This is a genomic window from Sphingobium sp. SJ10-10, assembly GCF_036038995.2.
In the GTDB taxonomy this organism is placed as follows: Bacteria; Pseudomonadota; Alphaproteobacteria; order Sphingomonadales; family Sphingomonadaceae; genus Sphingobium.
Window position 1 is genome coordinate 2377500 of record NZ_CP158132.1, and the last position, 24522, is coordinate 2402021.

The window sequence follows — 24522 nt, forward strand, 5'->3', positions numbered from 1 at the left end:
GGGTGGGGGAATGCCCCATAGGCCGAGTTTGCGCGTGGGGCACGCCCCCACCCCTCAATCCCCTCCCCTGAAGGGGAGGGGAGGACTCACGCATCCGCAACTGACGATTTTCGGCCAAATCCTATGCATCCTGGAATCCAATAAAAAAGGGGGCCGCCCCCAGGCAGCCCCCTTCTCAATCCCATTCCGCCGGATCAGAAGTTGAACCGGATGCCGCCCGTATAGCGGCGGCCGAAGCGCTCCCACTCGATCGTTTGGTTGCTGGTGTTGGGCGCCTGCACGCCGCTCGCGCGCAGCAGGCTGCCCGGATCGGAGAAGCGGCGGCCCGGATGGTTGAGCAGGTTCGACGCATCGAAATAGATTTCGAAATTCTTCGTCACCGCATAGCGCGCCGAGAAATCCAGCTCGTCGTCCGAGTCCCAATAAGTGTCGCCGCCATCGGCCAGCGAACCGACCGTATCCAGCCATTTGCTGCGGTTCTGATATTGCAGACGGATCGACAGGCCATATTTCTCGTAATAGCCGCCGATATTGTAGACGAAGTCCGACGTGCCGGGCAGGCGGAGCGTGCGGCCCGGCAGATTCACCTTGCTATTATTAAGCGTAAGATTGGCCGATACGCCGAAGCCTCCGAGGAATTCGGGCAAGCCCAGGCTGTCCGTCCATGGCTCAAGCTGCAACTGCGCGGCGGCTTCCAGGCCGTAGATGCGGCCCGAACCGCCGTTGACCAGGCCGCTGAACCTGTAGCCCGAACGATCGATGCCGTTGCTGTTGAGCGCGCTCGAATTGAAAGTGCGTGAAGAGGTGTAGAGGAAATCCTCGATCTTCTTGTAGAAGGTGCCGATCATCAGATAGCCCTGCGGACGCAGATACCATTCGAAATAGGCGTCGACGCCATAGGCGCGCTCGGGCTTGATCGCCGGATTGCCGCCGGAAATCGTCTCGTTGCTGTCGTTGACGACGACATTGGGACGCAACTGGTCATAGTCTGCGCGGGCGGCGCCGCTGTTGAAGGAGAGGCGCAGCTTCTTCGTGTCGTCGATATTGTAATTGATGTGCAGGCTGGGGAAGGCCAGCGTCTGCGTGGCTTCCGCCGTGACGAGGCCGCTGACGCCCGCAATGGTGCCGACCGCCGAGCCGCGGTTCTTGATATGCTCGACGCGCACGCCGCCGATGACCGAACCCCAGTCGTAGCGGAAGGTGCCCATCAGGTAACCGGCAATAATTTCTTCCCGTACGTCATAATTGTTGCCGGTGTTGGGCGCGAAGGAGAAGGCCGCCTGCGCCGCCTTCGACGCGGCGCGCATCTTGTCCGTGTCGAAATAATGGAAGGTGTAGCCCATCGGGATCTCGCCCAGGAATTTCTGGTCGAGCGAGAACTGGTTATAGTCCGTGGGCATGATCGTCCCGGCCTGCGCGGCGCTCAGCGTGATCTGCTGTTCGTCAGCGACCTTGGTTCGGCGGTCATATTGGATGCCCGCCTTCAGCGTGGCATGCTCCAGTTCGCGCGCCAGCACCAGTCGGCCGGTATAGGCCTTGGTCGTGTCGACCGCGTCCAGCACGGTGAAGCCCGAGAGCGGCTTGGTGAAGCTGTCGACGTCCGTGACCTGCGCCCCGGCGGTGTAACGCGTCGGGCTGGCAAGTTGCAACGTGCGGTAGAGCGTCAGGCGCGACAGGTTCGGGTCGGAAAAATCATAGGCGACGGTCGGCCGCAGGTTGCGCGTGCTAGGGCTGTCCCAGGTCGCTTCACCGACGACCGAACGGTCGTCCTTCGACTCGGTGTAGTTGCCGATCCAGCTCAGCTTCCAGCCGTCGGCGAATTCATGGTCGCCCGCCAGCGTGTTGGTGAAGACCGACTGGCGGAAGGCGCGCAGGGTCGAGCGCTGGCGGATGTCGATGCCGTAGACCGTTCCCTGCTGCGGCGTGTTGCCGATGCAGACATCGGCATAGCCGCTGTTGGTCGGCGTCGCGTTCGGCGTGATCATGCAGGCCGCCGAGGAGGTCGAGCCGTCGCTCTGGCGGTCGTCCAGATCGAAGCGGTAATTGTCCCGCGCCTCGTCGTCGGTGAAGATGGTGTAGATCGAACGCAGCGAGACCGTGTTCTGCGCGTCCGGCTTCCAGTCGACCCGGCCCGATACGGACCAGTTCTTGCGGGTCAGCCGGTACAGCTTGTTCTCGGCTTCGTGCGCCCAGAAGCGTGTCTCGTTGCCGGGACGGCTATCCTGCGCGCCCACCCGCTCATAGTCGGTCTCGAAATTGTCGGTGACCATATTGCGTTCATAATAGCTGCCCGAAAGCAGCACGCCGATCTCCCCGATGCCGGTCTGGAAGCGGTTGGAAACGACCAGCGCCCCTTCATATTCCCGCTTGTCGCCAAGCTCGGCAAAGCCAAGGCCGCCCTTGCCCGCCAGATGGAAGCCGTCATAGTCGAAGGCAGACCGGGTGATGACGTTGACATTGCCCGCGACCGTTTCGCCCGGCATGTCGGGCGTCACCGCCTTCGACACGATGATCTTGCCCGCGATGGCGGACGGGATGGAATCGAAGCGGGCGTCGCGGCCTTCCGGGCTGACCACATTGATGCCGTCGAACGACAGGGTGGTCCAGGTCTTGGGCGCGCCGCGCAGGTTGATGTAGCGGGCCTGGCCCTGATCCCGCTCGACACTGATGCCGGGCAGGCGGCTGGCGGCCTGGGCGATATTCTGGTCGGGCAGGCGGCCCACGGAATCGGACGCGGCGACCGTGACCAGAGAATCGCTGTTCTTCTGGATTTCCAGAGCGGCGGCTTCGGATTCAGCGATCGGGCGGGTGCCGGTGACGACGATCTGGCCCATATCCTCTTCAGCGGCGGGCGCCGCCATTGCGGGTTGGGCCATGGCGTCGGACGATGCCAGCGCCCAGCCCGCAATACCGCATGCCAGGCTCAGGCGAACGAATGTGGCGCCGGCGCGGCGCCGGGCGAATTTATGCTGCATGATATCCCCCTGTTGGAACAGCCCTGTCGAAATGGCTTGGCGGGGCACCTAGGGCGGCAGGAATACAACCAGATGAAATTATGGTGACAGATCAGTGACATATGGACCAATATTTGCGCCTGTCCCGTCACATCCCTGTCATGGAGCATGTCCAGGAAGCATCTCGAAACGGGGGAAATCCATGACCAGATGCTCATTTGCCGGGCTTTGCGCCGTCCTTCTGCTCGGCGCCTGCGCCACCACGGCGACCGAACCGCCCTTGGCCCAGCGCATCGCCAACGCCACTCCCGCCGTGAACGTCACGGCACGGGGGGAAACAGCACCCGTCGGCACGGCCAATGCCGATGCGGCGGACGATCCGGCAATCTGGCGCAACGCCGCCAACCCGGCGCAAAGCCTGATCGTCGGCACCGACAAGAAGGCCGGGCTTTATGTCTATGGCCTCGACGGCAAGACCCGCGACTTTCTCGACGCGGGACGGGTCAACAATGTCGACCTGCGCGACAATGTGACGATCAACGGCCGGAACGGCATCCTCGTCGTCGCCAGCGACCGCAATGATGTGACGAATGCCAGGCTCGCCCTCTTCCGCCTCGACCCCGCCACCGCCCGGCTGACGACGCTCGGCAAGGTCGATGCGGGCAAGGGGGAGGCCTATGGCATCTGCCTCTATGGCGCACCGGAAGCGACCTACGCCTTCATCGTGCTCAAGGACGGCACGGTGAACCAGATCGCCCTCGAAACCTCGGGCGCCACGCCGACCGGCAGGATCGTCCGGACCATGAAGCTCGGCACCCAGTCGGAGGGCTGCGCGGTCGATGACCGCACCGGCATCCTCTATGTGGCGGAGGAGGATGTCGGCCTCTGGCGCTTCGATGCCCGACCGACCGGCCCGGCCGCGCCGACGAAGATCGCGGCGGCGGACGGCAAGAACCTTGTCATGGATGCCGAAGGCGTCGCCATCGCGCCCATGGGCGAGAAGGACGGCTATGTTCTCGTCTCCAGCCAGGGCGACAACGCCTATGTCGCCTATCGCCTGAGCGACGACCGCTATGCCGGTCGATTCCGCGTGGTCGACGGCGCCATTGGTGGGTCGGAGGAAACCGACGGCATCGACCTGATGCTGGGGGATTTCGGGCCGAACTATCCCGGCGGGCTCTTCGTGGCCCAGGACGGCCACAACGCCACGGCGGCCCAGAATTTCAAGCTGGTCGCGTGGGACGACATCGCCAGGACGCTCGGCATAGCCCGCTAAAGGCACCCTCCCTTCGGCGGGGTCGGGGGATGGCCTTTAAGGCCCACCCCCTACTTTCGTCGCCATTGCGCTCTCGTGTGAACAGCGCGACAATCTCCCAAAAGTCCGGGGAGAATATGATGCCCATCACAGAAAATTACCGCGCCAAGACCATGACCGCCGCGCAGGCGGCCGCGCTGGTCCCCGACGGCGCGAAGATGGTGGTCGGCCTCGCCGTCAGCTATCCGCCCGCGCTGATGGACGCGTTGGCCGACCGCGTCCGCTCCGGCGACCTCACCGGCGGCACGCTCTACTGCATGCTCGCCTGCGCCAACGCGAGCCAGTCGATCCTTTCGCCCGACCTCAGCGACCGCATCCGCCATGTCAGCCTCTTCCATGGCAGCGTCGAACGCAACACGGACGCCCTGCGCGCCGGCACCACGCACAGTCTGGTCGAGACGCTCCCCGTCCAGTTCCACCAGATTCCTCGCGTCCTGACCGAACATCTTCGCGTCGACACGCTGTTCGTCACCGTCTCGCCGATGGACGCCGGCGGCTGTTTCAGCCTGGGCACCAACACCGACTATGCGCTGATGGTCGCACGCAGCGGCGCCCGGCTGATCGTCGAGGTCAATCCCGCCATGCCCTATGTCCATGGCGACTGCAAAATCCCGCTCTCGGCAGTCACGGCGATCGTCGAGAACCACGCCCCGCTGGTGCAGATCCCGCCGCTGCCGCGCACCGCCAATGACGAAGCGATCGGCGCCATCATCGCGGAGATGGTGGGGGACGGCGCCTGCCTGCAAATGGGCATCGGCGCCGTGCCGGACGCGGTCTGCGCCGCGCTGATGAATCATCGGCAGCTCGGCATCCACACCGAACTGCTCACCCCCGGCCTCGTCAGCCTGATCAAGGCGGGCGTGGTCGACAACAGCCGGAAAAGCATCCATCCGGGCCGCTCGGTCTTCACCTTCGCCATGGGCGACCAGGGGCTTTACGACTTCCTGCATGATAATCCGGCACTGGCGGCGCATCCGGTCGAGCATGTGAACGCACCGCACATCATCGCGCAAAACGACCGGGTGATTTCGGTCAACGCCACCATTCAGGTCGACCTGAGCGGCGCCTGCAATTCCGAATATATGAATGGGCGCCAATATAGCGGCACTGGCGGCCAGCTCGATTTCGTGCGCGGCGCCTATGCGTCGAAGGGCGGCCGGTCGATCATCGCCTGCCACTCGACTGCGGCCAAGGGGACGGTTTCGCGGATCGTGCCCTGGCTCGCTGGGCCGGTGACGACGCCGCGCACCGATACGCATATCGTCGTCACCGAATATGGCTGGGTCGACATGAAGGGCAAGACGCTATCGGAACGCGCCCGCGCACTGATCGGGATTGCTCATCCCGATTTCCGGGAAGAGCTGGAACGGGGCGCGTTTGAGCGGCGGTTGCTGTAGCGCGCTCCAAGAAGAAGGGCGGTAGATCGCTCCACCGCCCCCAATCTCACTTCTTGGCGAACCAGGCCAGCAGCGCGGGCTTCAGCCGTGCCCGCGTCTCGATCCGCGTCTTGATCGCGGCGATGGAGCGATCCACCACCTTGCGCGATTCCGGCGTCAGATACTGGCTCGCATAGCCATCCAGCTTCGTCACCATCACCGGATCGGCGGAGTTGCCGCCCAGCCGCGCGATCGCCTGGGACCGCGCCGACACGTCGATCATCGCCTCATATTGCTGGCGATGCGCCAGCACATAGTCGACCGCCAGCATCGAATGCTCCCCGCCCACGGCGGAGATGATCGCCGCGCTGGTGGTCTTGCCCGGCTCGTCGGTCATGGCGAGGTCGAGCGCCTTGGCCGCCAGCGCCTCATCCTTCGCGACGCCCAACAGCGCGAAGGTCGTGCTCTTTTCAAGGTCCGTCTTCGCCCCATTGGCGAGGCCACGCAGCTTCTCCCAGGTCGCGGCATCGGCATTTTCCGCGATGATCCGCAGCCAGACGTTGCGCAGCGGCCCATCCAGCGCCGCCGGATTGCCGGCCAGCGCGGCAAAGCGCTTGTTCGCCTCGGCCACCACGGCCTTGTCGCCCATGCCGCCCAGCGTCGACACCAAAGCCGAACGCAGCACCGGCACCTGCGGATTTTCACCCGGCTGCGCGTCGAAGCCGACGGTCGCCAGCACCGGGCTCAGCTTCTTCGAGGCATAGGCCGTGACCCGCGCCTGCGCCGCCTTGTCGCTCTCCAGCATGCTATGCGCGCTGTCGAGATAGCCCGGCACCTCGGCCAGCACGGCCGGGCTGGCATTGACGGGCACCGCGTCGATCAGGTCGAGCGCCAGACCCATGGGCTGGTAGCCGCCCAACCCCAACTGGAAATTATCCGCCAACAGGCCGATCTGATCCATGGAGGCGAGCTTGGTGAAGTCCTTCGCCAATGCCTTGACGTTCGCTTCCGGATAGAGCGAGCGATAATAGCCCGTCTGCCCCGCATTGATCACATAGGCGCCGCAACCGGGCAGCGTGACCTGCGCGCTGCCATTGAGGATCAGTTGCTGCTGCGTCCCGCCGATGGTCTGCGCCATGACCGGCACATTCCAGCGCAGCGGCGTCTTGTCCTTGCGATCGCGGCTGAACTCGCCTTGGCTCAACGACAGCAGGGTCGAACCGCCCTGGCATTGGGCCGAGTCCACCTTCACCAGCGGAATGCCCGGCTGGCTGGTGAAGTCATGCGCGATGCCGACCACGCCCTTGGCGCCCGCGCCCTCGACCGCCTTCCAAAGATCGTCGGTCACGGTGTTCCCATAGGCATGCTGCTTCATATAGGCGCGGATGCCCGAGCGCCACGCCTCCTCCCCGGCAAAGCCCTCCAGCATGGTGATGACCGCCTCACCCTTTTCATAGGTGATGTCGTCAAAGGCCTGGTTCACCTCATCGACGGTATGGATCTTCTGGAGGATCGGATGGGTCGTCACCAGCGAATCGAGGCTCATCGCGCGCTCGCGGCCATTGACGCGGGACAGCAGCATTTCCCATTCCGGGTTGAGCTTGTCGGTGACCTTGGTGGCCATCCAGCTTGCAAAACCTTCGTTCAGCCAGAGATCGTCCCACCAGGCCATGGTGACGAGGTCGCCAAACCACTGGTGCGCCATTTCATGCGCGACGATGGAGTAGATCACCCGACGCGTGCTTTCGGAGGTAAAGCGCGGATCGACCAGCAGTGCGCGTTCGAAGGTGAAGATCGCGCCCCAATTCTCCATGGCGGAGAAGAACTGGCTCTGGCCCGGTCCGGCGACGTTATCCAGCTTGGGCAGCGGGAAGGGCACGCCGAAATAGTCGTTATAATAAGGCAGGATCGCCGCCGACGCGTCGAGCGCCAGTTGCGCCTTGCCCGTATTGCCCTTGCCGGTGATCACGCCAACTTCGGTCGCGCCTGCTTGTTTTGTGGCGCGCTCCAGCTCGCCCAGGCCGAAGAACAGCAGATAGGAGGACATTTTGGGGCTGGTGCCGAAAGTGACCAGCTTCTTGCCGCCGGCCGCATCGGTGCTGCTCTTGACCGGCATGTTGCTGACCGCAAGCTGGTCGGCGGGGATGACGGCGGAGAGGTCGAAGGTCGCCTTGTAGCTCGGTTCATCGAAGCTCGGCACGAAACGGCGGGCATCGGGCGCCTCGAACTGGGTGAAGAGCGCGCGCTTCGCCTTGCCGTCATTGTCGGTATAGTCGAGCGCGAACAGGCCGTTCGCCTGGGTGTTGATGGTGCCCGTATAATCGATGGCGAGCTTGTAGCTGCCAGGCTGGACCGGCTTGCCGAAATCGAAGGTCACGGTCTGCGCATCGGCGTCGACCTTGGCGGTTCCCTTCACCGCCTTGCCCTTTGCGGGAGTGAGCGTGACGCCGCTCACCGTCAGATCGGCGGCGTTCAGCACCAGCGCGGGCATGGCCTGCGCCACGGTGATGTCGATCGTCACCTTGCCGGTGAATTTGAGGTTCGCCGCATCGGGCGTGACCTGAATCGCATAATGGCTGGGCGCGGCGCCACGCGGCAATTGGGTGGTGACGCCGGCAGCGGGGCCGGCAGGCGCCGTCTGCGCCAAGGCCGGCACCGCCATGGCAAGGGGCGCAGCCGCCAGCATCAGCGGAAGAATCTTCGAAAAGGACATGAGGTTCGCAACTCCGACACGTTGGAACGGCGCGGCGAAGGGCGCGCGCCATGATGACAGGGGGATCGGCTGTTTCGGCCTGTCGGTCAAGCCGGGCGTCCCGCCGCCGATGTCGTTGGTCGAATGTTGTTGTCCGTTTGTCAAACAACAGGCCGGGCCGCAAATATCCCGTGCTCCTGCGAAGGCAGGAGCACGATTCTCTTCGGGCGAACTTAGCCCCGCCCGCGATAGCCCGGCACATCCTGCGAAGGCAGCCAAAGCCCGGCGGGCGGCTCCCCCGACTGCCAGAACACGTCGATCGGAATCCCGCCACGCGGATACCAATAGCCGCCGATGCGCAGCCAGAGCGGATTCATCTCCACGAACAGCCGCTCCCCGATTCCCACGGTGCAATCCTCATGGAAAGCGGCATGGTTGCGGAACGCCCCCAGGAACAGCTTCAGCGATTTCGATTCGACGATGGTCGCGGCGGGCGCATAGTCGATCACCAGATGCGCGAAATCCGGCTGCCCCGTCACCGGGCAGAGCGAGGTGAATTCGGGCGCGGTGAAGCGCACCAGATAGGGCTTGCCCGGCCTGGGATTGGGCACATAGTCCAGCACGGCGTCTTCGGGACGTGCGGGCAGGGCACTGGTCTGGCCCAGATGGAGCGGAGTCGGCATGTCAGTCATGGGCAGGCCATCTACGCGATTGCACGGCATATGTCATCGCCCAGCAACCTCTGGTCTCCTCTCTTGCCTTTCGTTCATGGCGGGTTCACTGGGGCTTATGCCTTGGCTGCGACCCATGGGGTTCCGTTTCTCGCTTCTGTTCGCCACGCCGCTGATGCTGGCCACGTCCGCCCTCGCCCAGCAGGAAAACGCCGCCGATCCGGTTTTCAACCTGCCGCGCACGACGCAGCCGCAAACGACCAATCCCAACCGGCAAGGCCCGGAACTCGACGTCTTTCGCGGCGCGCCCGCGACGGTGACGCCGCCTCCGGTCGTCGCCCCGACGATCCAGGTGCCGCCAGTCGTCATTCCCACGCCGCAGCCTGCGCCCCAGCAGCCGCAGCAACGCCGCCCGGCCGAACCCCGGCGCGCCCCTCGACCGGCGCCTCAAAGCCAAACGCCGCCCGAGAGCGCCGCTCCCGGCGAACCCCCATCGGCACCCCCGGCGGTCGAGAACCAAGCCTTCCCGCCTGCCGACAATGGCGCAACTCCTGCACCACAAGTGGCTCCGCTAGCGCCTGCGGAAGAGCCCGCCGCCAACTGGCCCTGGATCGCCGCCCCGGCCGGTGTCGCCCTGCTGATCGGCGCCTTCCTCTGGCTGCGCCGCCGAAAGCCGGAAGAGGTCGAGGAAGCCTATTACGAACCCGAACCAGCCCCCCCGCCGCCAGCGCCCCGGCCCGCGCAGCCCAAGGCGGCTCCCGTCCCTCCTCCAGCCCCGGCCAAGCCCGAACCCGCGCCCGCCGCCACCGACCGCCCCTGGCTTGACCTCGCCATGGACGTGCAGGCCGCCCGCCTGACACTCATGGGCGCAACGATCGGCTACATGCTGACGCTCCACAACCGGGGCACGCAAACAGCGGAGGACATTCTCGTCCGCAGCCTGATCGCGAATGCCGACGCGCAGCAACAGGCGCTGTTCCAGCAGTTTTTTGCAGGCGAAACCGGGCTTCCCGTCCATTCCATCGTTTCGATCGCGCCGGGCGAGACGCAGAGGCTGACCGGAGAGATGCGGCTCAACGCCCAGGAAATCGCCGCGATCCAGATGGGCCAGCGCGCCCTTTTGATCCCGCTGATCGCCTTTGATGCGCAATATCGCTGGACGGGCGGCAGCGAAGGAATCGGCCGCACCGGCCGCGCCTTCATCGTGGGCGAGGAACAATCGCCACCGGTCGAGCGCCTCTCGCCCTTCCGCCTGGACCTTGGCCCGCGCCAATATCGCACCCCCGGCAGCCGCGCGACCGCGCTTTCCCTCGCCAGCTAAGGTCGATCGGCCCTTCCCACCTTCGCCTGCCGATCCTAAAAAGGACGCAAGCACAGAGGAAAAGGCCGCATGAACATATTGGTATCCACCGACTGGCTGGCGAACGAGCTGGGCAAACCCGACCTTAGAATCGTCGATGCCAGCCTTTTCCTCCCCGGCACCCCCCGCGACCCGAGGGCCGAGTTCGAAGCCGCCCATATCCCCGGCGCGACCTTTCTCGACCTGCCGACGCTGGCCGATCCGAACGATCCGCGCCCCGGCATGCTGCCCACCGACGCCTTCATGACCGAGCGTTGCCGGCAGCTTGGCATAGACGCCGACAGCCGCATCATCGTCTATGACAACAGCCCCACCCACAGCGCCGCGCGCGGCTGGTGGATGATGCGCCTCTTCGGGCTGGGCAAGAGCGCCGCGATTCTCGACGGCGGCCTCGTCAAATGGCTGGCCGAAGGACGCCCCACGGAAAGCGGCATTCCCACCCCGCCACGCGGCAATGCCATCGCCCGCCGCGCCCCCGGCCAGGTGCGCACCAAGGAAGACCTTCTGGCCAATCTCGAAACCCAGTCCGAACAGGTGCTCGACGCCAGGGGCGCGCCGCGCTTCACCGGCGAGGAAAAGGAGCCCCGGCCCGGCATGGCGTCGGGCCATATCCCGCACAGCCGCAACATCCCCTCTTCCGCCTTCTACAATGCCGACAACAGCATGAAACAGGGCGAGGAGCTTCGTCGCCTCTTCCTCGACGCGGGCACGGATTTTGCGCGCCCGATCATCACGAGCTGCGGCAGCGGCGTGACGGCAGCGATCATCCTCTCTGGGCTGGAACTGCTCGGCAAGACCGACGTCACCCTCTATGATGGAAGCTGGTCCGAATGGGGCCTGGACCCTGCCACGCCGAAAGCGACAGGGGCCGCATGAGCAAGGATCGCAAGCCTCTCACCCAACTGGCGCAGGCGGGCCGCAAGCCCGAATGGACCGGCATGCCCGGCCAGCCCGGCGGCATCGTCAATCCGCCGGTCTGGCGCGCATCGACCATCCTCTATGACGATGTCGCGCATCTGCGCAGCGCGGCGGGACGCAGCACGCACGAACGCCTGTTCTACGGCCGCAAGGGCACGCCGACGTCATGGAGCCTGGCCGACGCCCTTACCGAAATGGAGCCGGGCGCCGAAGGCACGATGCTCTATCCTTCGGGCGTCGCGGCCATCGCCTGCGCGCTGATGGCGGTGCTGAAGCCCGGCGACCAGTTGCTGATGGTCGACAGCGCCTATGACCCGACCCGCAATTTCTGCGAACAGATGCTGCGTCCGCTCGGCATAGAAACGGTCTATTACGATCCGACCGTCGGCAGCGGCGTTGCGGACCTGATCACGGAAACCACCCGCGCCATCTTCCTGGAAAGCCCCGGCAGCCTGACCTTCGAGGTGCAGGACGTGCCCGCCATCGCCGCCATAGCGCGGGAAAAGGGCATCGCGACCCTGATCGACAACACCTGGGCCACGCCCTATTTCTTCCCCGCCCTGGCCCATGGCGTCGACATCAGCATCCTCGCCTGCACCAAATATATTGTCGGCCATAGCGATGTGATGATGGGATCGGTGACGGCCAGCCCGGCCTTCTTCCCGAAAATCCGTCAGGCCGCCTATCTGTTCGGCCAGATGGCCAGCCCCGACGATGCCTGGCTCGCCGCGCGCGGCCTGCGCACATTGGGCGTCCGCCTGAACCAGCATCAGGCGAGCGCGCTGCGCATCGCGCAATGGCTGTCTAAGCAGCCCGACGTCGCCCGTGTGCTCCACCCCGCCCTGCCCTCCTGCCCCGGCCACGACCTGTGGCGACGTGACTTCACCGGCTCCAGCGGGCTGTTCAGCTTCGTCCTCAAGGGCGGCAACGAACAATCCCGCGCCGCCCTGATCGACGGCCTCGCCCATTTCGGCATCGGCTACAGCTGGGGCGGCTTTGAAAGCCTCGCACTCCCGGTCGACCCGGCCCGCTACCGCACGGCCACCGTCTGGCAAGCCGAAGGCCCCGCCGTCCGCCTGCAAATCGGCCTGGAAGACCCCGACGACCTGATCGCTGATCTCGACGCGGGCCTCGCCCGTTTCCGGGCCGCGCGCGGATGACGCCGGGCCTGCCCGAGCTGCTGTCCCGGCTGCCCGGCGATCCCGCCATCGTCCATCCCCTGATCGCGCTGGCGCTGGCCGTCGCCCTCTATCTGGTCGCTGGCGCGCTCGCCCGCTTCGCCTCGCCGCGGTTGCGCCGCCGCTTCCGTGGCTTGGGCGAAGCGCTGGCGGGGCATTTGCGGCCGATCCTGCACCATATCATCGCTGCCGCCATGATCGCGGTCGCCGTCGCCTTCTGGCCGATCGGGGATTTCGCGCATCTCATCCTGGGCGCGGCGCTTGCCCTGTCGCTTTCGCTGCTTGCCGTGCATATTCTGCGCAGCCTCGCCATAGCGCGCCTCGCCGTCCTGCCCATCGCCCTGCTGCTCTTCGTCATGGTCCTTTCGGGCAGCAGCGGCGGCTTCGCCCCGGTGGCCGACATGCTCGACGGCGTCGGCCTCGACCTCGGCAAGCGGCGCGTCACCCTGCTCGGCCTGGTCAGCATGGCCGCCATCTGCGTCGCGCTCTTCGCCCTGGTGCGCCTGACCAACCGCATCGTCGGGCGCAGCATCACCCGCGCCCATGGCCTGGACGCCACGCAGAAGCTGCTGGCCCAGAAACTGGCCGCCATCGTCGTGGTGGTCGCCGCCTTCTTCATCGGCGTCGACCTGCTCGGCATCGACCTTACCGCCTTCGCGGTCTTTTCCGGCGCGCTGGGGCTGGCGGTCGGCTTCGGCCTGCAAAAGACCTTCGGCAACCTCATCGCCGGGATCATCCTGCTGATGGACCGTTCGATCAAGCCGGGCGACGTCATCGTGGTGGGCGACAGCTTCGGCTGGGTGAACAAGATCGGCGTGCGCGCCGTCAGCGTCATCACCCGCGACGGCAAGGAACATCTGATCCCGAACGAGAATCTGATGACGCAGGAGGTGGAGAACTGGTCCTATTCCGACCGCAACGTCCGCGTCCGCATCCCCGTCGGCATCGGCTATGACAGCGACCTCAAGCTTGCGCAGGAACTGATGCTGCGCGCCGCGCAGGAAAGCCCCCGCGTGCTGCGCAGTCCCAAGCCCAATGTCTGGCTCACCGCCTTTGGCGAAAACCGCGTCGAACATGACATATTGGTGTGGATCAGCGACCCGGAAAGCGGCGTCGGCAATGTGAAGTCCGATGTGTTGGGCCGGCTGTGGCTGCTGTTCCGCGAGCATGGCATCACCATCCCCTATCCGCAGCGCGTCATCCACGCGCCGCGCGATGTCACGCCGCTGCGATAACCGCTCGCCCGCGACAATTATGGCGGAAAGCGCGCGAAACGCCGCGCAGCGCCATAATCATGCCTGATTTTGTTGCAGGCCAGCAACATTGAAGAAGCAAACGACACGTAACGGCAATAAAATCTTGTGCGCCGCAACGGGGAAAGGCATTTCCTCAATCCGTTGAGGCAACCCGGTCCATCCCGTGCAGGGCGATAGAGACTTGGGACCATGACGCAGGCGGGACGATCGCAGATAACGACCAAGGGGAAACCATATGCGTAAGTCCATTCTCGGCCTCTCGGCCCCCATTCTTGCATGCGCTCTGGCTGCCGCCGTGTCGGCACCGGCCTTCGCCCAGGACGAGCCCACTCCGGAACTGACCGTCACCGGCAATGCGGCTGTCGTCACCGACTATCGCTTCCGCGGCATTTCGCAGACCGACAAGCGCTTCGCGCTGCAGGGCGGCATCACCGTTACCCATGCATCGGGCTTCTATGTCTCGGTTTGGGGTTCTTCGATCGATGATTATGTCTACAATGGCGGCGACCAGGAACTCGATCTGATCGCTGGCTATTCGAAGACGGTCGGTGCGGCCACCTTCGACGCAGGTGTGCTGTACTACTATTATCCCGGTACCGGCGGTATCAATTCCGACTTTTTCGAACCCTATGCCTCAGTCAAGGGTACCTTCGGCCCGGCAACCGCCAAGCTGAGCGCTGCCTATGCGCCAAAGCAGGCCGCGATCGGCCTTGGCAGCCAGATTCCTGGCGGCGGCCCCAAGGAAGACAATCTGTACGTCGCCGGTGACCTGTCGGCCAGCATCCCGAACACCCCGCTGGGCGTGTCGGCGCACCTTGGCCACAGCTTCGGTCCCAGCTACCTGACCATCGGCAAGGAATATACCGACTGGAACGTCGGCGCGACCTACACCTGGAGCCACCTGACCTTCGGCGTGTCCTATGTCGACACCGACAAGTCGCTCTACAGCCCCAGCGGCCGCAACATCAGCAAGGCCGGTGTGGTCGGTTCGATCACCGCGTCCTTCTGATCACCTGACAAAAGTCACGAAGGGGGCCGCGATCCAATGGATCGCGGCCTTTTTCTTGCCCTTTGCGGGTCGCCTGAGCGCGGGCCTCGCCCTATAGTGGCCACATGAACGCCCTGCTGCTCGCCCTGATCTTCCTCGCCACGGTCGCCGCGATGGAGGGCTTCGCCTATGTCATGCACCGCTGGGTGATGCATGGGCCGGGCTGGTTCCTGCATGCCAGCCATCACCGGGCGCGTCCCGGCCGGTGGGAGGCGAACGACCTTTATTTCGTGATCTTCGCCATGCCCTCGATCCTGCTGCTGCTGGGCGGCGTGCAGTGGCATTGGGGCGATTGGGCGACGGTGGTCGGCGCAGGCGTCGCGGCCTATGGCGCCATCTATCTCGGCTTCCATGACATCATCGTCCACCGCCGTGTCGCGCACCGCTATGTCCCTCGCTCTGCCTATATGAAGCGGATCGTCCAGGCCCACCGCCTGCATCATGCGGTCGAGAGCAAGCAGGGCTGTGTCAGCTTCGGCTTCCTCGTGGCGCCCCGCCCGGAAGAGTTGAAGCGCGAACTCGCCGCGAACGGCAAGGCTGGCCTGCGAGTGGCCAAGGGTGGTTTGGAGGGTTGAGGGGGATGGATAGGGGGCGGTCTACTTGCGCCGTTTCCTTGGAACGCATCGTGCTCCTGCGAAGGCAGGAGCCTAGTTCCCGCGCTGCGATGATCTACAAACGGCGGGACTGGGTTCCTGCCTTCGCAGGAACACGGATGCGCTTAATGACGGAAAATGGCCAAAAGCGGCCACCCTATTTCAGCAACCGGACAGCCCTGAAAAGCTCAGCGGCTCCATCGCGCCCAGATCGCGGTCGGCAGCATCAGCCCGCGGGCTTCCTCACGCACCGCCAGTTCACCCGCTTCCACCGCGCCGGGCAGATCGGCAAAGGCTTGGCTCAACAATTCCCCAATCGCCAGCGCCGACATCCGGACCGCATAAACCGTCAGGAACAGAAACCGGCTGTCCCCATCCAGCAACTGCCGGCAATTGGCGATGAGCCCCGGCAGATCTTCTTCCAGCCGCCAGACCTCGCCATCCGGCCCGCGCCCATATTTGGGCGGATCGAGCAATATGCCGTCATAGCGCCGCCCGCGTCGCACTTCCCGCGCCACGAACTTGGCCGCGTCATCGACGATCCAGCGTACCGGCCGGTCCTCCAGCCCCGATAGCGCCGCATTGGCCCGCGCCTGCGCCACCGACTTCTTGGAGGCGTCGACATGCACCATCTGCGCGCCCCCCGCCACCATCGCCAGCGTGCCGACGCCGGTATAGCCGAACAGGTTCATGACCTGAGCCTGATCTTTCCCGGCGATCTTGCCGCGCATCCAGTCCCAGACCGGCGCCATGTCGGGAAAGAAACCCAGATGGCGGAAGGGCGTGCAACTCGACTGGAACGTCACCTCGTTCCAGTGCAGCGGCCAGCCCTCGGCCGGCACGGGCCGCTCATAGAACCAGCGGCCGCCGCCTTCCTCGTCGGAACCGGGAATGAATTCGCCGTCCGCCTTCCAGTCGTCCTGCGCCGGCGCCCACATGGCCTGCGGCTCGGGCCGGATGAAGCGGAAGCGGCCATAGCGCTCCAGCTTTCGCCCATGGCCCGAATCGATCAGGCCATAGTCGGACCAAGGCTCGCCAATGAGGGTCTGAAGGTCCAAGCCTCAGCTCCTCGGCGTCGCCCGCTCCGCGACATAGGCGGTGACCGCGTCGAAGGTGCCGGGCAGCTTGGCATAGGCCTCTTCCCGCGCGAACAGGTCGCCCACGCGCGAGGGCAGCGAAGGACGGATGCCCGTGGCGCGCTCGACCGCCGTGGGGAACTTGGCCGCATGCGCCGTCGCCAGCGTGACCACCGGCACCGCCGGATCGAGATCGATCGCCCGCGCCGCCGCCAGCCCGACCGCGCTGTGCGGATCGATCACCTGCCCCGCCGCGTCATAGGCCCAGCGCATCGCCATGGTCATGCTGTCGGCATCGACCCGGGCGGAAGTGAAGAGCGCCGACGCGCCGTCGCGCTGCGCATTGGTGAGGCGCATCGCCTTGCTCGCCTCGAAACCCTTCATCTGTTCCGCCAGCGCCTTGCCGTCGCGCCCGCCCGCATCGAACAGCAGCCGCTCGAAATTGGAGCTGACCTGGATGTCCATGCTGGGCGTTGCGGTCGCCACGACCTGACCCTGGCTGTAATCGCCTTCGGACAGTGCGCGATGGAGGATGTCGTTGACGTTGGTCGCCACCATCAGCTTCGCGACCGGCAGCCCCATCTTCGCCGCGACATAGCCCGCGAACACATCACCGAAATTGCCGGTGGGCACGGAAAAGGCGATCGCCCGCTCCGGCGCGCCCAGGCGGACGGCGGCGTAGAAATAATAGACGACCTGCGCCATCAGCCGCGCCCAGTTGATGCTGTTCACCGCCGACAGGTTGAAGCGGCGGGCGAAGGCCGCATCGTTGAACATCGCCTTCACCAGCGCCTGCGCGTCGTCGAAGCTGCCGTCGATGGCGATATTATAGACATTGGGCGCCAGCACCGTGGTCATCTGGCGGCGCTGGACGTCGGACACGCGGCCTTCGGGATGCAGCATGAAGATGTCGATCTTCTCACGACCCGCGACGGCATCGATCGCCGCCGACCCGGTATCGCCGGAGGTCGCGCCGACGATGGTCAGGTGATCCTCGCGGCGGGACAGGAAGCGCTCGAACAACTGGCCGAGCAGTTGCAGCGCGACGTCCTTGAACGCCAGCGTCGGCCCGTGGAACAGCTCCAGCAGCCAATGCCGGTGGTCGAGCTGCACCAGCGGCGTCACCGCATCATGGCTGAACCGGCCATAGGCGGCGGTGCACAGCTCGCGCAGTTCCTCCTCGCTGAGCGACCCGGCGACGAAGGGCGCCATGACCCGCACGGCCGTTTCGACATAGGACAGGCCCGCAAGCGCGCGAATATCCTCTGCGGAAAAGCCAGGCCAGCTTTCCGGCAGATAGAGTCCGCCATCGGACGCCAGCCCAGCCAGCGTCACATCCTCGAACCCGAGCGCGGGCGCGCTCCCCCTGGTGCTCACATATTGCATGATGGGGTAGCCCGGTAGCGCTGGACGCGCCTTCGGGCAAGCTTTTAAGGCAGCGCCGTCCGTTTGCGCAGGGCGAGCAGGTAGATGACCACCGCGATTGCGGCGAAGAAAAACCACTGCACGGCATAGGCCAGATGGTTGTTGGGCACGTCCGCGGCCGTGGGCGGCGCGAGCGGCTTGAAGCCCGGCACGGCCTCTCCCGCGATCAGCATCGGCCGCAGGGGCATTGCCCTGCCGCTGATCCGCGACAGGAGCGAGCGATGATCGGGCTCTTCCCCTATCCACCCGCGCATCTGGCCGCCGCGCCATTGGGGCTTCGCGTCCGGCGTCCTGGCCACGCCCGCCGCCACCAGCACGCCGGGACCCTCCGCGCCGGTCGCGCATTCGGCAATATAGCGGTAGCCGACCGAGCCATCGGCTGCGCGCCCCGCTTCGCTGTGCCAGCGGACCACGCGAAGGCAATGGGTGGACGACCGACGGAACAACAGTTCGGATGGCACCGGCGGATAAGCGGGAAAGGCGACCGGCGGCTTGGCCGGATTGGAGGCGACCAGATCGAGCATCGCATCCTTTTCGGCCCGGCGCTGCAATTGCCAGACGCCAAGGCCGATCATCACCAGCACTGCCGCTGCGACGATCAGCGTCGGGAGGAGAGGCAGGCGGCGGCTCATGCGTCGCGATCCGGCGCGGTCAAGCGCCCCTCCCGCGCCTTGTTGCGATATTCCAGAATCAGCAACGCGCCCTTGGCCACCCGCAGGCTCCCGATCACTGCGGCCACGGTCAACGGCGTCCAAAGCAAGATGTGCAGCCAGAGCGGAGGGTGGACCTTCAATTCCAATATCAACGCCATCGCCACCATGAGGGCGCCGATGATCAGGGTCAGGAACGCCGCAGGACCGTCCCCGACATTGAACTGGCCATAGTCCAGCCCGCAGGAGCGACAGGATGCCGCAAAACGGACCGGCCCCCCAAACAGGGTCTGCGCTCCGCATTGCGGACAAGCGCCCATGGCCGCAGCGGCCAGCAAGGGCTGCGGCGTGGGGGATTGAGGCTCAGGCGATGGCATGGCGTCAGGCATAATGCCCGCTCCTCAAAAAGAAAACGGCCGGAACAGGTCCGGCCGTCATTCGCGAAATCATCAGCGGAAGGATCAACCGCCGTGGACCGGCGCGCCCCAGCCGCCCCAGACATAGATGGCGACGAAGAGGAACAGCCACACCACGTCGACGAAATGCCAGTACCAGGCGGCAGCCTCGAAGCCGAAATGCTGGCGCGGGGTGAAATCGCCCTTATGCGCGCGGATCAGGTTCACCAGCAGGAATATGGTGCCGATAAGAACGTGGAAGCCATGGAAGCCGGTCGCCATGTAGAAGGCCGAGCTATAGGGGCTGCCGCCGAACGGGAACGGCGCATGGGCATATTCATAGGCCTGGATGGACGAGAAGAGCACGCCCAAGATGACGGTGAGCGTCAGCCCCCTCTTCAACCCTTCGCGGTCGCCATGGATCAGCGCATGATGCGCCCAGGTGACGGTCGTGCCAGAGCAGAGCAGGATCAGCGTGTTGAGCAGCGGCAGTTCGAAGGCGTTCATCACCTCGATGCCCTTGGAGGGGAACATGCCCTCGATCGGCGCCAACTGGCTGGGGAAGAGCGAGAAGTCGAAGAAGGACCAGAACCAGCCCACGAAGAACATGACTTCCGAAGCGATGAACAGGATCATGCCGTAGCGCAGGTGGAGTTGAACCACCGGCGTGTGATCGCCGGCATGGGCCTCTGCAATGACATTGGCCCACCAACTATACATGGTGAACAGCACGCCCATGACGCCGATCAGGAAAACCCAGCCGCCACCGGCCGGCATCGCATCGGGATGCATCCACATGATCGCGCCGAAAGCCATGACCAGCGCCGACATGGAGCCGAAAAAGGGCCAGATGCTGGGCGGAAGAATATGATAATCGTGGTTCTTGGCGCCTGCCATGACGTTTCTCATCCCCGTTCGCGTTATAATTGAGCCTTAGCTTGGCTTTTTATCCTGCTCAACAGGATAGAAGGTGTAGCTGAGCGTGATTTCCTGCGTGTCCTTATTGTCGGCATCCGTCAATATCTTCGGATCGACATAATAGATGACAGGCATGCGCACCTGCTGTCCCGGCTGAAGCGTTTGCTGGCTGAAGCAGAAGCACTGGATCTTAGTGAAATAAACGCCCGCCTGCAAAGGCGTGACGTTGAAGCTGGCGCTGCCGGTGACCGGCTTGTCCGACATGTTCTTCGCAACGAAGATCGCCATGTTGCGCGCACCGATCGTCACTGTCTGGGTGCGGCGTTCGGGATAAAACTGCCATGGCATGCCGGGGGTCACGTTGGAATCGAAGCGAATCGATATGCGGTGCCCCACCGCCTCACTGACCTGGACGTCAGCAGCGGCGCGCTGCGTGGTGCCGCCAAAGCCGGTTCGCTCGCAGAACATGCGATAGAGCGGCACCGAGGCGAAGCCGAGACCCAGCATGGCAAAGCCCACGCCCGCCATGGCGATCATCGTCCGACGATTGCGGCGATCCCGGTCGAAGGGTGAAGGGGGAAGGCTCGCCATCAATGCCCCCCACCGATTTTGGCGATGGTGATCGCGTAAAAGAGGATGACTAGAGCACCCAATAGCAGCCCCGTCACGATGGCGCGGGATTTCTGCCGGGCGCGGACCTGCCTGTCTTCTTCTGGAGTCATGCGAACACCCACCGGTCGACGACTACCGCGCCAAAGAGCAGAAAGAGATAGAGGATCGAATATTTGAACAGCCGTCTTTCCGGCGCCATGCGCGCGGGGTCGCTCTCGCGCCGGCGGAGGATCTGAAAGGCCATGATCACGAAGAGTGCGGTGCCCAGCAGAGCGGTTGTTCCGTAAATCGGCCCGGTCAAATGCATCAGCACCGGCGCCATCGCCGCCACCGCCATGATCGCGGTGTAGAACCAGATCTGGCGGCGCGTCACCACTTCGCCGGAGACGACCGGCAGCATGGGAATGCCTGCTGCGGCATAATCCGTCTTCACGAACAGGGCGAGCGCCCAGAAATGCGGCGGCGTCCAAAAGAAGATCAGCATGAACAGGGCGACCGGCAAGGCGCTGATGTCACCCGTCACCGCCGCCCAGCCGATCACCGGCGGAAACGCGCCTGCCGCGCCGCCGATCACGATATTCTGCGCGGTCCGGGGTTTGAGCCAGATGGTGTAGACGAAGACGTAGAATAGGATCGACACAGCCAGCACGGCCGCGGCCAGCCAGTTGGTCGCAATGCCCATGAGCAGCACGGAGAAGAAGGATAGCCCGACGCCGAAATGCAGCGCGGACTGCCGGTCCATCCGGCCCGCAGGCAGCGGACGGTTGGCCGTGCGTTTCATCTTCGCGTCGATGTCCGCCTCATACCATTGGTTGAGCGTGGCCGCCGCGCCTGCACCGAGCGCGATGCAGAGAATCGCCGTGAAGGCCAGAACCGGATGGATGTGACCTGGCGCCGCGAGCAGACCGCAAAGCCCGGTAAAGACGACCAGCGTCATCACCCTGGGCTTCGTCAGCGCGACGAAGTCCCGCCAATGCGCGGGAATCACGGAAGCCGAACCTTCGGACATGATCGGCGTACTTGCCATAGTCTCCTCATGCGGCACCCGGCACGATGACCGCGCCGGGATCGCCCTGTTTCCAGGAATTGGCGGCCTTTACGCCAATCCCGGCGTTCCGGCAAACCGGAACGCCCGTCGTCGCGATCAGTCGATGACCGGCAACGTTTCGAACTGGTGGAAAGGCGGCGGGCTCGGCAGCGTCCATTCGAGCGTGGTGGCGCCTTCGCCCCAGGGATTGCCTTCCGCCTTCTTGCCGGCGACCAGCGACCAGACAAGGTTGACGAAGAAGATCAGCATGCCAACCGCCATGATCTCATAGCCGTGGCTCGCGACCTTGTTCCAATAGGCAAAGGCCTCCGGATAGTCGGGATAGCGGCGCGGCATGCCCGACAGGCCCAGGAAGTGCATCGGGAAGAACAGCATGTTCACGCCGACGAAGAACACCCAGAAGTGCAGATGGCCGAGGAATTCATTGTACATCCGGCCCGACATTTTCGGGAACCAGTAGTAGAAGCCCGCGAACAGGCCGAACACCGCGCCCAGCGACAGCACATAGTGGAAGTGCGCCACCACATAATAGGTGTCGTGCAGCACGTCGTCGACGCCGCCATTGGCCAGCACCACGCCGGTGACGCCGCCCACGGTGAACAGGAAGATGAAGCCCAGCGCCCAGACCATCGGGGTCTTGTAGCTGATCGAACCGCCCCAAATCGTCGCGATCCAGGAGAAGATCTTGATGCCGGTGGGCACCGCGATCACCATCGTTGCGGCGGTGAAGTACATCTTCACATTCACCGACATGCCGGTGGTGAACATGTGGTGCGCCCAGACGACGAAACCGACGACGCCGATCGCGACCATGGCGTATGCCATGCCGAGATAACCGAAGACGGGCTTACGGCTGAAGGTCGAGACGATCTGGCTGATGATGCCGAAGCCCGGCAAAATCATGATGTACACTTCGGGGTGGCCGAAGAACCAGAAGAGATGCTGGTACAGCTCCGGATCGCCACCGCCGGCGGCATCATAGAAGGTCGTGCCGAAATTGCGGTCGGTCAGCAGCATGGTGATCGCGGCGGCCAGAACCGGCAGCGCGAGCAGCAGCAGGAAGGCAGTGACCAGCACCGACCAGACGAACAACGGCATCTTGTGCAGGGTCATGCCCGGCGCACGCATGTTGAGGATGGTGGTAATGAAGTTGACCGCACCCAGGATCGAGCTGGCGCCCGCGATGTGAAGCGAGAGGATCGCCATGTCGACCGCCGGACCCGCCGACCCACTGGTCGAGAGCGGCGCATAGACCGTCCAGCCGGTGCCCGCGCCGTTGCCGGTGCCGCCGGGCACGAAGGTCGATCCGAGCAGCAGGGCGAAAGCCGGGATGAGCAGCCAGAAGCTGATATTGTTCATCCGCGGGAAGGCCATGTCCGGCGCGCCGATCATGATCGGCACGAACCAGTTGCCAAAGCCGCCGATCATCGCGGGCATCACCATGAAGAAGACCATGATGAGGCCGTGGGCGGTGATCAGCACGTTCCAGAGGTGATAGGCCTGATCCAGCGTGGCGCTCGGCCCGTCGCTATACTGCGCCCAGGCCTGGAGATACTGGATGCCCGGCGCGGCGAGTTCCGCGCGCATCAGGCCCGAGATCGCGCCGCCGATGATGCCGGCGACGATCGCGAAGATCAGATAGAGGGTGCCGATATCCTTGTGGTTGGTCGACATGAACCAACGCTGGAAGAAGGCCGGCTTGTGGTCGGCGTCATGATGCTCATGCACATGATCGCCGTGATGATCTGCGGTAATGGTGGTCATGGCGTCTATGCCCTTACATCAAAGCTTGGCGGGGGCGGCGGGCGCGGGAGCCTCGGCCGTGGTCGCTGCGGCAGCGCCCTGAAGCTTGCCGCCCTGCGAAAGCAGCCACTGGTCGAACTGCGCGGGTTCCAGCGCCTCGATCGCGATCGGCATGAAGCCGTGGCGCGCGCCGCAAAGCTCCGAACACTGGCCGTAATAGACGCCCGGCTTCTCGATGGTGAAGCTCTTCTCGTTGAGGCGGCCCGGCACCGCGTCCATCTTCACCCAGAGCGAGGGAACCGCGAAGCTGTGGATCACGTCGGCGCCGGTGATGATCAGCTTGATCGGGCGGCCGACCGGCAGGACCAGGCGATTGTCCGGCGCCAGCAGATAGGGCTCGCCATTCGCCTCCGCCTTATCCCTGGGCAGCAGGTTGGACACGAATTCCGGAATGGCATTGTCGGGATATTCATAGCCCCAATACCATTGATAGCCGGTGACCTTGACGGTCAGCGCATCCTTGGGCGCGGGCTTGTACTGGTCCGCGAGCAGGCCGATCGAGGGCACCGCGATCGCCAGCAGGATCACCACCGGCACCACCGTCCAGATCACCTCGATCACCGTATTGTGCGAGGTTTTGGAAGGCGTCGGATTGGCGCTGCGGCGGAAACGGACCATCACATAGAGCATCAGGATCAGCACGAAGACCGAGATGATGGTGATGATCGGCAGCAGCAGCACGTCATGCAGCCAGCGCGCTGTGTGGCCGGTTGGCGAGAACTGCTTCTGAAGGGTGATTTCGCCCGGCATCGGCATGCCAATGCCCAGCGTGGGCTTCATGCGCGGCGGGGCGGCCACCTTGGCGGCGGGAGCAGCGTCTGCGGCGGGCGCCGCGGCATTGCTGGCCGAATCGGCGGCAGCAGCCTCATTCCCGGTGGCTGGAGCCGCGACCGCGGCATTCTCCTGGGCCAGCACCGGACCGTTCATCGCGAGCGTGGGCGCGAAGGCCAACAACCCGGCAAGAACGAGCGATTTCACCTTTTTCATAGCGTCTTCTTACCCCGTAACCCCTTGGCGCCGCTGCAACGAAGACACACGCATGCACGTCCCCCCGCCCGTTTCGGTCTGCCGCGGCTTATAAGCATCTTTTTTTACGCCTCAAGGTTCCCCAACCAGATTTTCTTCGCTGTTGCAACGCCTAGTTGGTGAGCCTATCTCGCTTCCCGCGCACAGGGGCGCGATCACGGGGTGACTTGTGACAGGGAAGGCATGCCGTCTTGCAAGCCAGCGGACG

General features: G+C 64.6%; 21 protein-coding genes. 8 read left to right on the forward strand and 13 right to left on the reverse strand.

Features of this window, described 5'->3' with window-relative positions; all coding sequences use genetic code 11:
* Window positions 1-194: 194 nt before the first annotated feature.
* Window positions 195-2975, reverse strand: coding sequence for a TonB-dependent receptor (locus tag VVT58_RS11525; protein WP_327753100.1), 2781 nt, complete (start codon window positions 2973-2975; stop codon window positions 195-197).
* 181 nt (window positions 2976-3156) lie between these two features.
* On the opposite strand from VVT58_RS11525, the gene VVT58_RS11530 reads away from it, so the two are divergent.
* Both VVT58_RS11530 and VVT58_RS11535 read left to right on the forward strand, forming a co-directional pair.
* Window positions 3157-4230 carry a phytase gene (locus VVT58_RS11530; protein ID WP_327753101.1) on the forward strand — a complete coding sequence of 358 codons (1074 nt, stop codon included), beginning with the start codon at window positions 3157-3159 and terminating at the stop codon, window positions 4228-4230.
* A gap of 116 nt (window positions 4231-4346) precedes the next feature.
* The gene (locus tag VVT58_RS11535) at window positions 4347-5666 is read left to right on the forward strand and encodes an acetyl-CoA hydrolase/transferase C-terminal domain-containing protein (RefSeq protein ID WP_327753102.1); all 1320 of its coding nucleotides are present in this window, start codon (window positions 4347-4349) and stop codon (window positions 5664-5666) included.
* Window positions 5667-5712: 46 nt separating this feature from the next.
* Here VVT58_RS11535 and VVT58_RS11540 read toward each other — a convergent pair whose 3' ends face one another.
* Together VVT58_RS11540 and queF are read right to left on the reverse strand one after the other, a co-directional pair.
* Complete coding sequence (locus tag VVT58_RS11540) at window positions 5713-8358, reverse strand: M1 family metallopeptidase (RefSeq protein WP_327753103.1); 2646 nt, start codon at window positions 8356-8358, stop codon at window positions 5713-5715.
* Window positions 8359-8570: 212 nt separating this feature from the next.
* Window positions 8571-9029: a preQ(1) synthase gene (gene queF / locus VVT58_RS11545; RefSeq protein ID WP_066554028.1), complete on the reverse strand. Its 459-nt coding sequence runs from the start codon at window positions 9027-9029 to the stop codon at window positions 8571-8573.
* A 115-nt stretch (window positions 9030-9144) separates the two neighbouring features.
* Here queF and VVT58_RS11550 point away from each other — a divergent pair, with 115 nt between their 5' ends.
* The 6 genes from VVT58_RS11550 (at window position 9145) to VVT58_RS11575 (ending at window position 15343) form a co-directional block, all read left to right on the forward strand.
* Complete coding sequence (locus VVT58_RS11550; protein WP_327753104.1) at window positions 9145-10329, forward strand: hypothetical protein; 1185 nt, start codon at window positions 9145-9147, stop codon at window positions 10327-10329.
* A gap of 69 nt (window positions 10330-10398) precedes the next feature.
* Complete coding sequence (gene sseA, locus VVT58_RS11555) at window positions 10399-11244, forward strand: 3-mercaptopyruvate sulfurtransferase (protein WP_327753105.1); 846 nt, start codon at window positions 10399-10401, stop codon at window positions 11242-11244.
* Window positions 11241-12446, forward strand: a complete 1206-nt coding sequence (gene metC, locus VVT58_RS11560; protein WP_327753106.1) for a cystathionine beta-lyase — start codon at window positions 11241-11243, stop codon at window positions 12444-12446. The genes sseA and metC overlap by 4 nt, the downstream gene beginning before the upstream one ends.
* Window positions 12443-13699 carry a mechanosensitive ion channel domain-containing protein gene (locus VVT58_RS11565; RefSeq protein ID WP_327753107.1) on the forward strand — a complete coding sequence of 419 codons (1257 nt, stop codon included), beginning with the start codon at window positions 12443-12445 and terminating at the stop codon, window positions 13697-13699. Before metC ends, VVT58_RS11565 begins: the two co-directional genes overlap by 4 nt.
* A gap of 256 nt (window positions 13700-13955) precedes the next feature.
* Window positions 13956-14729: a TorF family putative porin gene (locus tag VVT58_RS11570; protein WP_327753108.1), complete on the forward strand. Its 774-nt coding sequence runs from the start codon at window positions 13956-13958 to the stop codon at window positions 14727-14729.
* A 104-nt stretch (window positions 14730-14833) separates the two neighbouring features.
* Window positions 14834-15343, forward strand: coding sequence for a beta-carotene hydroxylase (locus VVT58_RS11575; protein WP_327753109.1), 510 nt, complete (start codon window positions 14834-14836; stop codon window positions 15341-15343).
* Between the two features lie 206 nt (window positions 15344-15549).
* Here VVT58_RS11575 and VVT58_RS11580 read toward each other — a convergent pair whose 3' ends face one another.
* From VVT58_RS11580 to coxB, 10 genes are all read right to left on the reverse strand, one after another.
* Complete coding sequence (locus VVT58_RS11580; protein WP_327753110.1) at window positions 15550-16419, reverse strand: class I SAM-dependent methyltransferase; 870 nt, start codon at window positions 16417-16419, stop codon at window positions 15550-15552.
* A gap of 3 nt (window positions 16420-16422) precedes the next feature.
* Complete coding sequence (gene thrC, locus VVT58_RS11585; RefSeq protein WP_327753111.1) at window positions 16423-17823, reverse strand: threonine synthase; 1401 nt, start codon at window positions 17821-17823, stop codon at window positions 16423-16425.
* A 44-nt stretch (window positions 17824-17867) separates the two neighbouring features.
* Window positions 17868-18494: an SURF1 family protein gene (locus VVT58_RS11590; protein ID WP_327753112.1), complete on the reverse strand. Its 627-nt coding sequence runs from the start codon at window positions 18492-18494 to the stop codon at window positions 17868-17870.
* Window positions 18491-18901 carry a DUF983 domain-containing protein gene (locus tag VVT58_RS11595; RefSeq protein ID WP_327753113.1) on the reverse strand — a complete coding sequence of 137 codons (411 nt, stop codon included), beginning with the start codon at window positions 18899-18901 and terminating at the stop codon, window positions 18491-18493. The genes VVT58_RS11590 and VVT58_RS11595 overlap by 4 nt, the downstream gene beginning before the upstream one ends.
* Before the next feature lie 72 nt (window positions 18902-18973).
* On the reverse strand, window positions 18974-19804 hold the full coding sequence (locus VVT58_RS11600) for a cytochrome c oxidase subunit 3 (RefSeq protein WP_327753114.1): 831 nt from the start codon (window positions 19802-19804) through the stop codon (window positions 18974-18976).
* Window positions 19805-19840: 36 nt separating this feature from the next.
* On the reverse strand, window positions 19841-20416 hold the full coding sequence (locus VVT58_RS11605; RefSeq protein WP_327753115.1) for a cytochrome c oxidase assembly protein: 576 nt from the start codon (window positions 20414-20416) through the stop codon (window positions 19841-19843).
* A complete protein-coding gene (locus VVT58_RS11610; RefSeq protein ID WP_254911587.1) occupies window positions 20416-20547 on the reverse strand; it encodes a hypothetical protein in 132 nt (43 codons plus the stop codon). Before VVT58_RS11610 ends, VVT58_RS11605 begins: the two co-directional genes overlap by 1 nt.
* A complete protein-coding gene (locus VVT58_RS11615) occupies window positions 20544-21464 on the reverse strand; it encodes a heme o synthase (protein ID WP_066553995.1) in 921 nt (306 codons plus the stop codon). The genes VVT58_RS11610 and VVT58_RS11615 overlap by 4 nt, the downstream gene beginning before the upstream one ends.
* 117 nt (window positions 21465-21581) lie before the next feature.
* Complete coding sequence (ctaD, locus tag VVT58_RS11620; protein WP_066553993.1) at window positions 21582-23249, reverse strand: cytochrome c oxidase subunit I; 1668 nt, start codon at window positions 23247-23249, stop codon at window positions 21582-21584.
* An 18-nt stretch (window positions 23250-23267) separates the two neighbouring features.
* Window positions 23268-24275, reverse strand: a complete 1008-nt coding sequence (coxB, locus tag VVT58_RS11625; RefSeq protein WP_087575584.1) for a cytochrome c oxidase subunit II — start codon at window positions 24273-24275, stop codon at window positions 23268-23270.
* Window positions 24276-24522 lie beyond the last annotated feature (247 nt).

What these genes read in the sequence shown, in the direction of transcription:
- VVT58_RS11575 (WP_327753109.1), top strand. Translation starts at nt 14,834, where the DNA reads ATGAACGCCCTGCTGCTCGCCCTGATCTTCCTCGCCACGGTCGCCGCG.
- VVT58_RS11595 (WP_327753113.1), bottom strand. Translation starts at nt 18,901, where the DNA reads ATGCCTGACGCCATGCCATCGCCTGAGCCTCAATCCCCCACGCCGCAG.
- queF (WP_066554028.1), bottom strand. Translation starts at nt 9,029, where the DNA reads ATGACTGACATGCCGACTCCGCTCCATCTGGGCCAGACCAGTGCCCTG.
- thrC (WP_327753111.1), bottom strand. Translation starts at nt 17,823, where the DNA reads ATGCAATATGTGAGCACCAGGGGGAGCGCGCCCGCGCTCGGGTTCGAG.
- VVT58_RS11565 (WP_327753107.1), top strand. Translation starts at nt 12,443, where the DNA reads ATGACGCCGGGCCTGCCCGAGCTGCTGTCCCGGCTGCCCGGCGATCCC.
- VVT58_RS11530 (WP_327753101.1), top strand. Translation starts at nt 3,157, where the DNA reads ATGACCAGATGCTCATTTGCCGGGCTTTGCGCCGTCCTTCTGCTCGGC.
- VVT58_RS11570 (WP_327753108.1), top strand. Translation starts at nt 13,956, where the DNA reads ATGCGTAAGTCCATTCTCGGCCTCTCGGCCCCCATTCTTGCATGCGCT.
- VVT58_RS11600 (WP_327753114.1), bottom strand. Translation starts at nt 19,804, where the DNA reads ATGGCAGGCGCCAAGAACCACGATTATCATATTCTTCCGCCCAGCATC.
- metC (WP_327753106.1), top strand. Translation starts at nt 11,241, where the DNA reads ATGAGCAAGGATCGCAAGCCTCTCACCCAACTGGCGCAGGCGGGCCGC.
- VVT58_RS11550 (WP_327753104.1), top strand. Translation starts at nt 9,145, where the DNA reads ATGGGGTTCCGTTTCTCGCTTCTGTTCGCCACGCCGCTGATGCTGGCC.
- sseA (WP_327753105.1), top strand. Translation starts at nt 10,399, where the DNA reads ATGAACATATTGGTATCCACCGACTGGCTGGCGAACGAGCTGGGCAAA.
- VVT58_RS11605 (WP_327753115.1), bottom strand. Translation starts at nt 20,416, where the DNA reads ATGGCGAGCCTTCCCCCTTCACCCTTCGACCGGGATCGCCGCAATCGT.
- coxB (WP_087575584.1), bottom strand. Translation starts at nt 24,275, where the DNA reads ATGAAAAAGGTGAAATCGCTCGTTCTTGCCGGGTTGTTGGCCTTCGCG.
- VVT58_RS11525 (WP_327753100.1), bottom strand. Translation starts at nt 2,975, where the DNA reads ATGCAGCATAAATTCGCCCGGCGCCGCGCCGGCGCCACATTCGTTCGC.
- VVT58_RS11610 (WP_254911587.1), bottom strand. Translation starts at nt 20,547, where the DNA reads ATGACTCCAGAAGAAGACAGGCAGGTCCGCGCCCGGCAGAAATCCCGC.
- VVT58_RS11535 (WP_327753102.1), top strand. Translation starts at nt 4,347, where the DNA reads ATGATGCCCATCACAGAAAATTACCGCGCCAAGACCATGACCGCCGCG.
- VVT58_RS11590 (WP_327753112.1), bottom strand. Translation starts at nt 18,494, where the DNA reads ATGAGCCGCCGCCTGCCTCTCCTCCCGACGCTGATCGTCGCAGCGGCA.
- ctaD (WP_066553993.1), bottom strand. Translation starts at nt 23,249, where the DNA reads ATGACCACCATTACCGCAGATCATCACGGCGATCATGTGCATGAGCAT.
- VVT58_RS11615 (WP_066553995.1), bottom strand. Translation starts at nt 21,464, where the DNA reads ATGGCAAGTACGCCGATCATGTCCGAAGGTTCGGCTTCCGTGATTCCC.
- VVT58_RS11540 (WP_327753103.1), bottom strand. Translation starts at nt 8,358, where the DNA reads ATGTCCTTTTCGAAGATTCTTCCGCTGATGCTGGCGGCTGCGCCCCTT.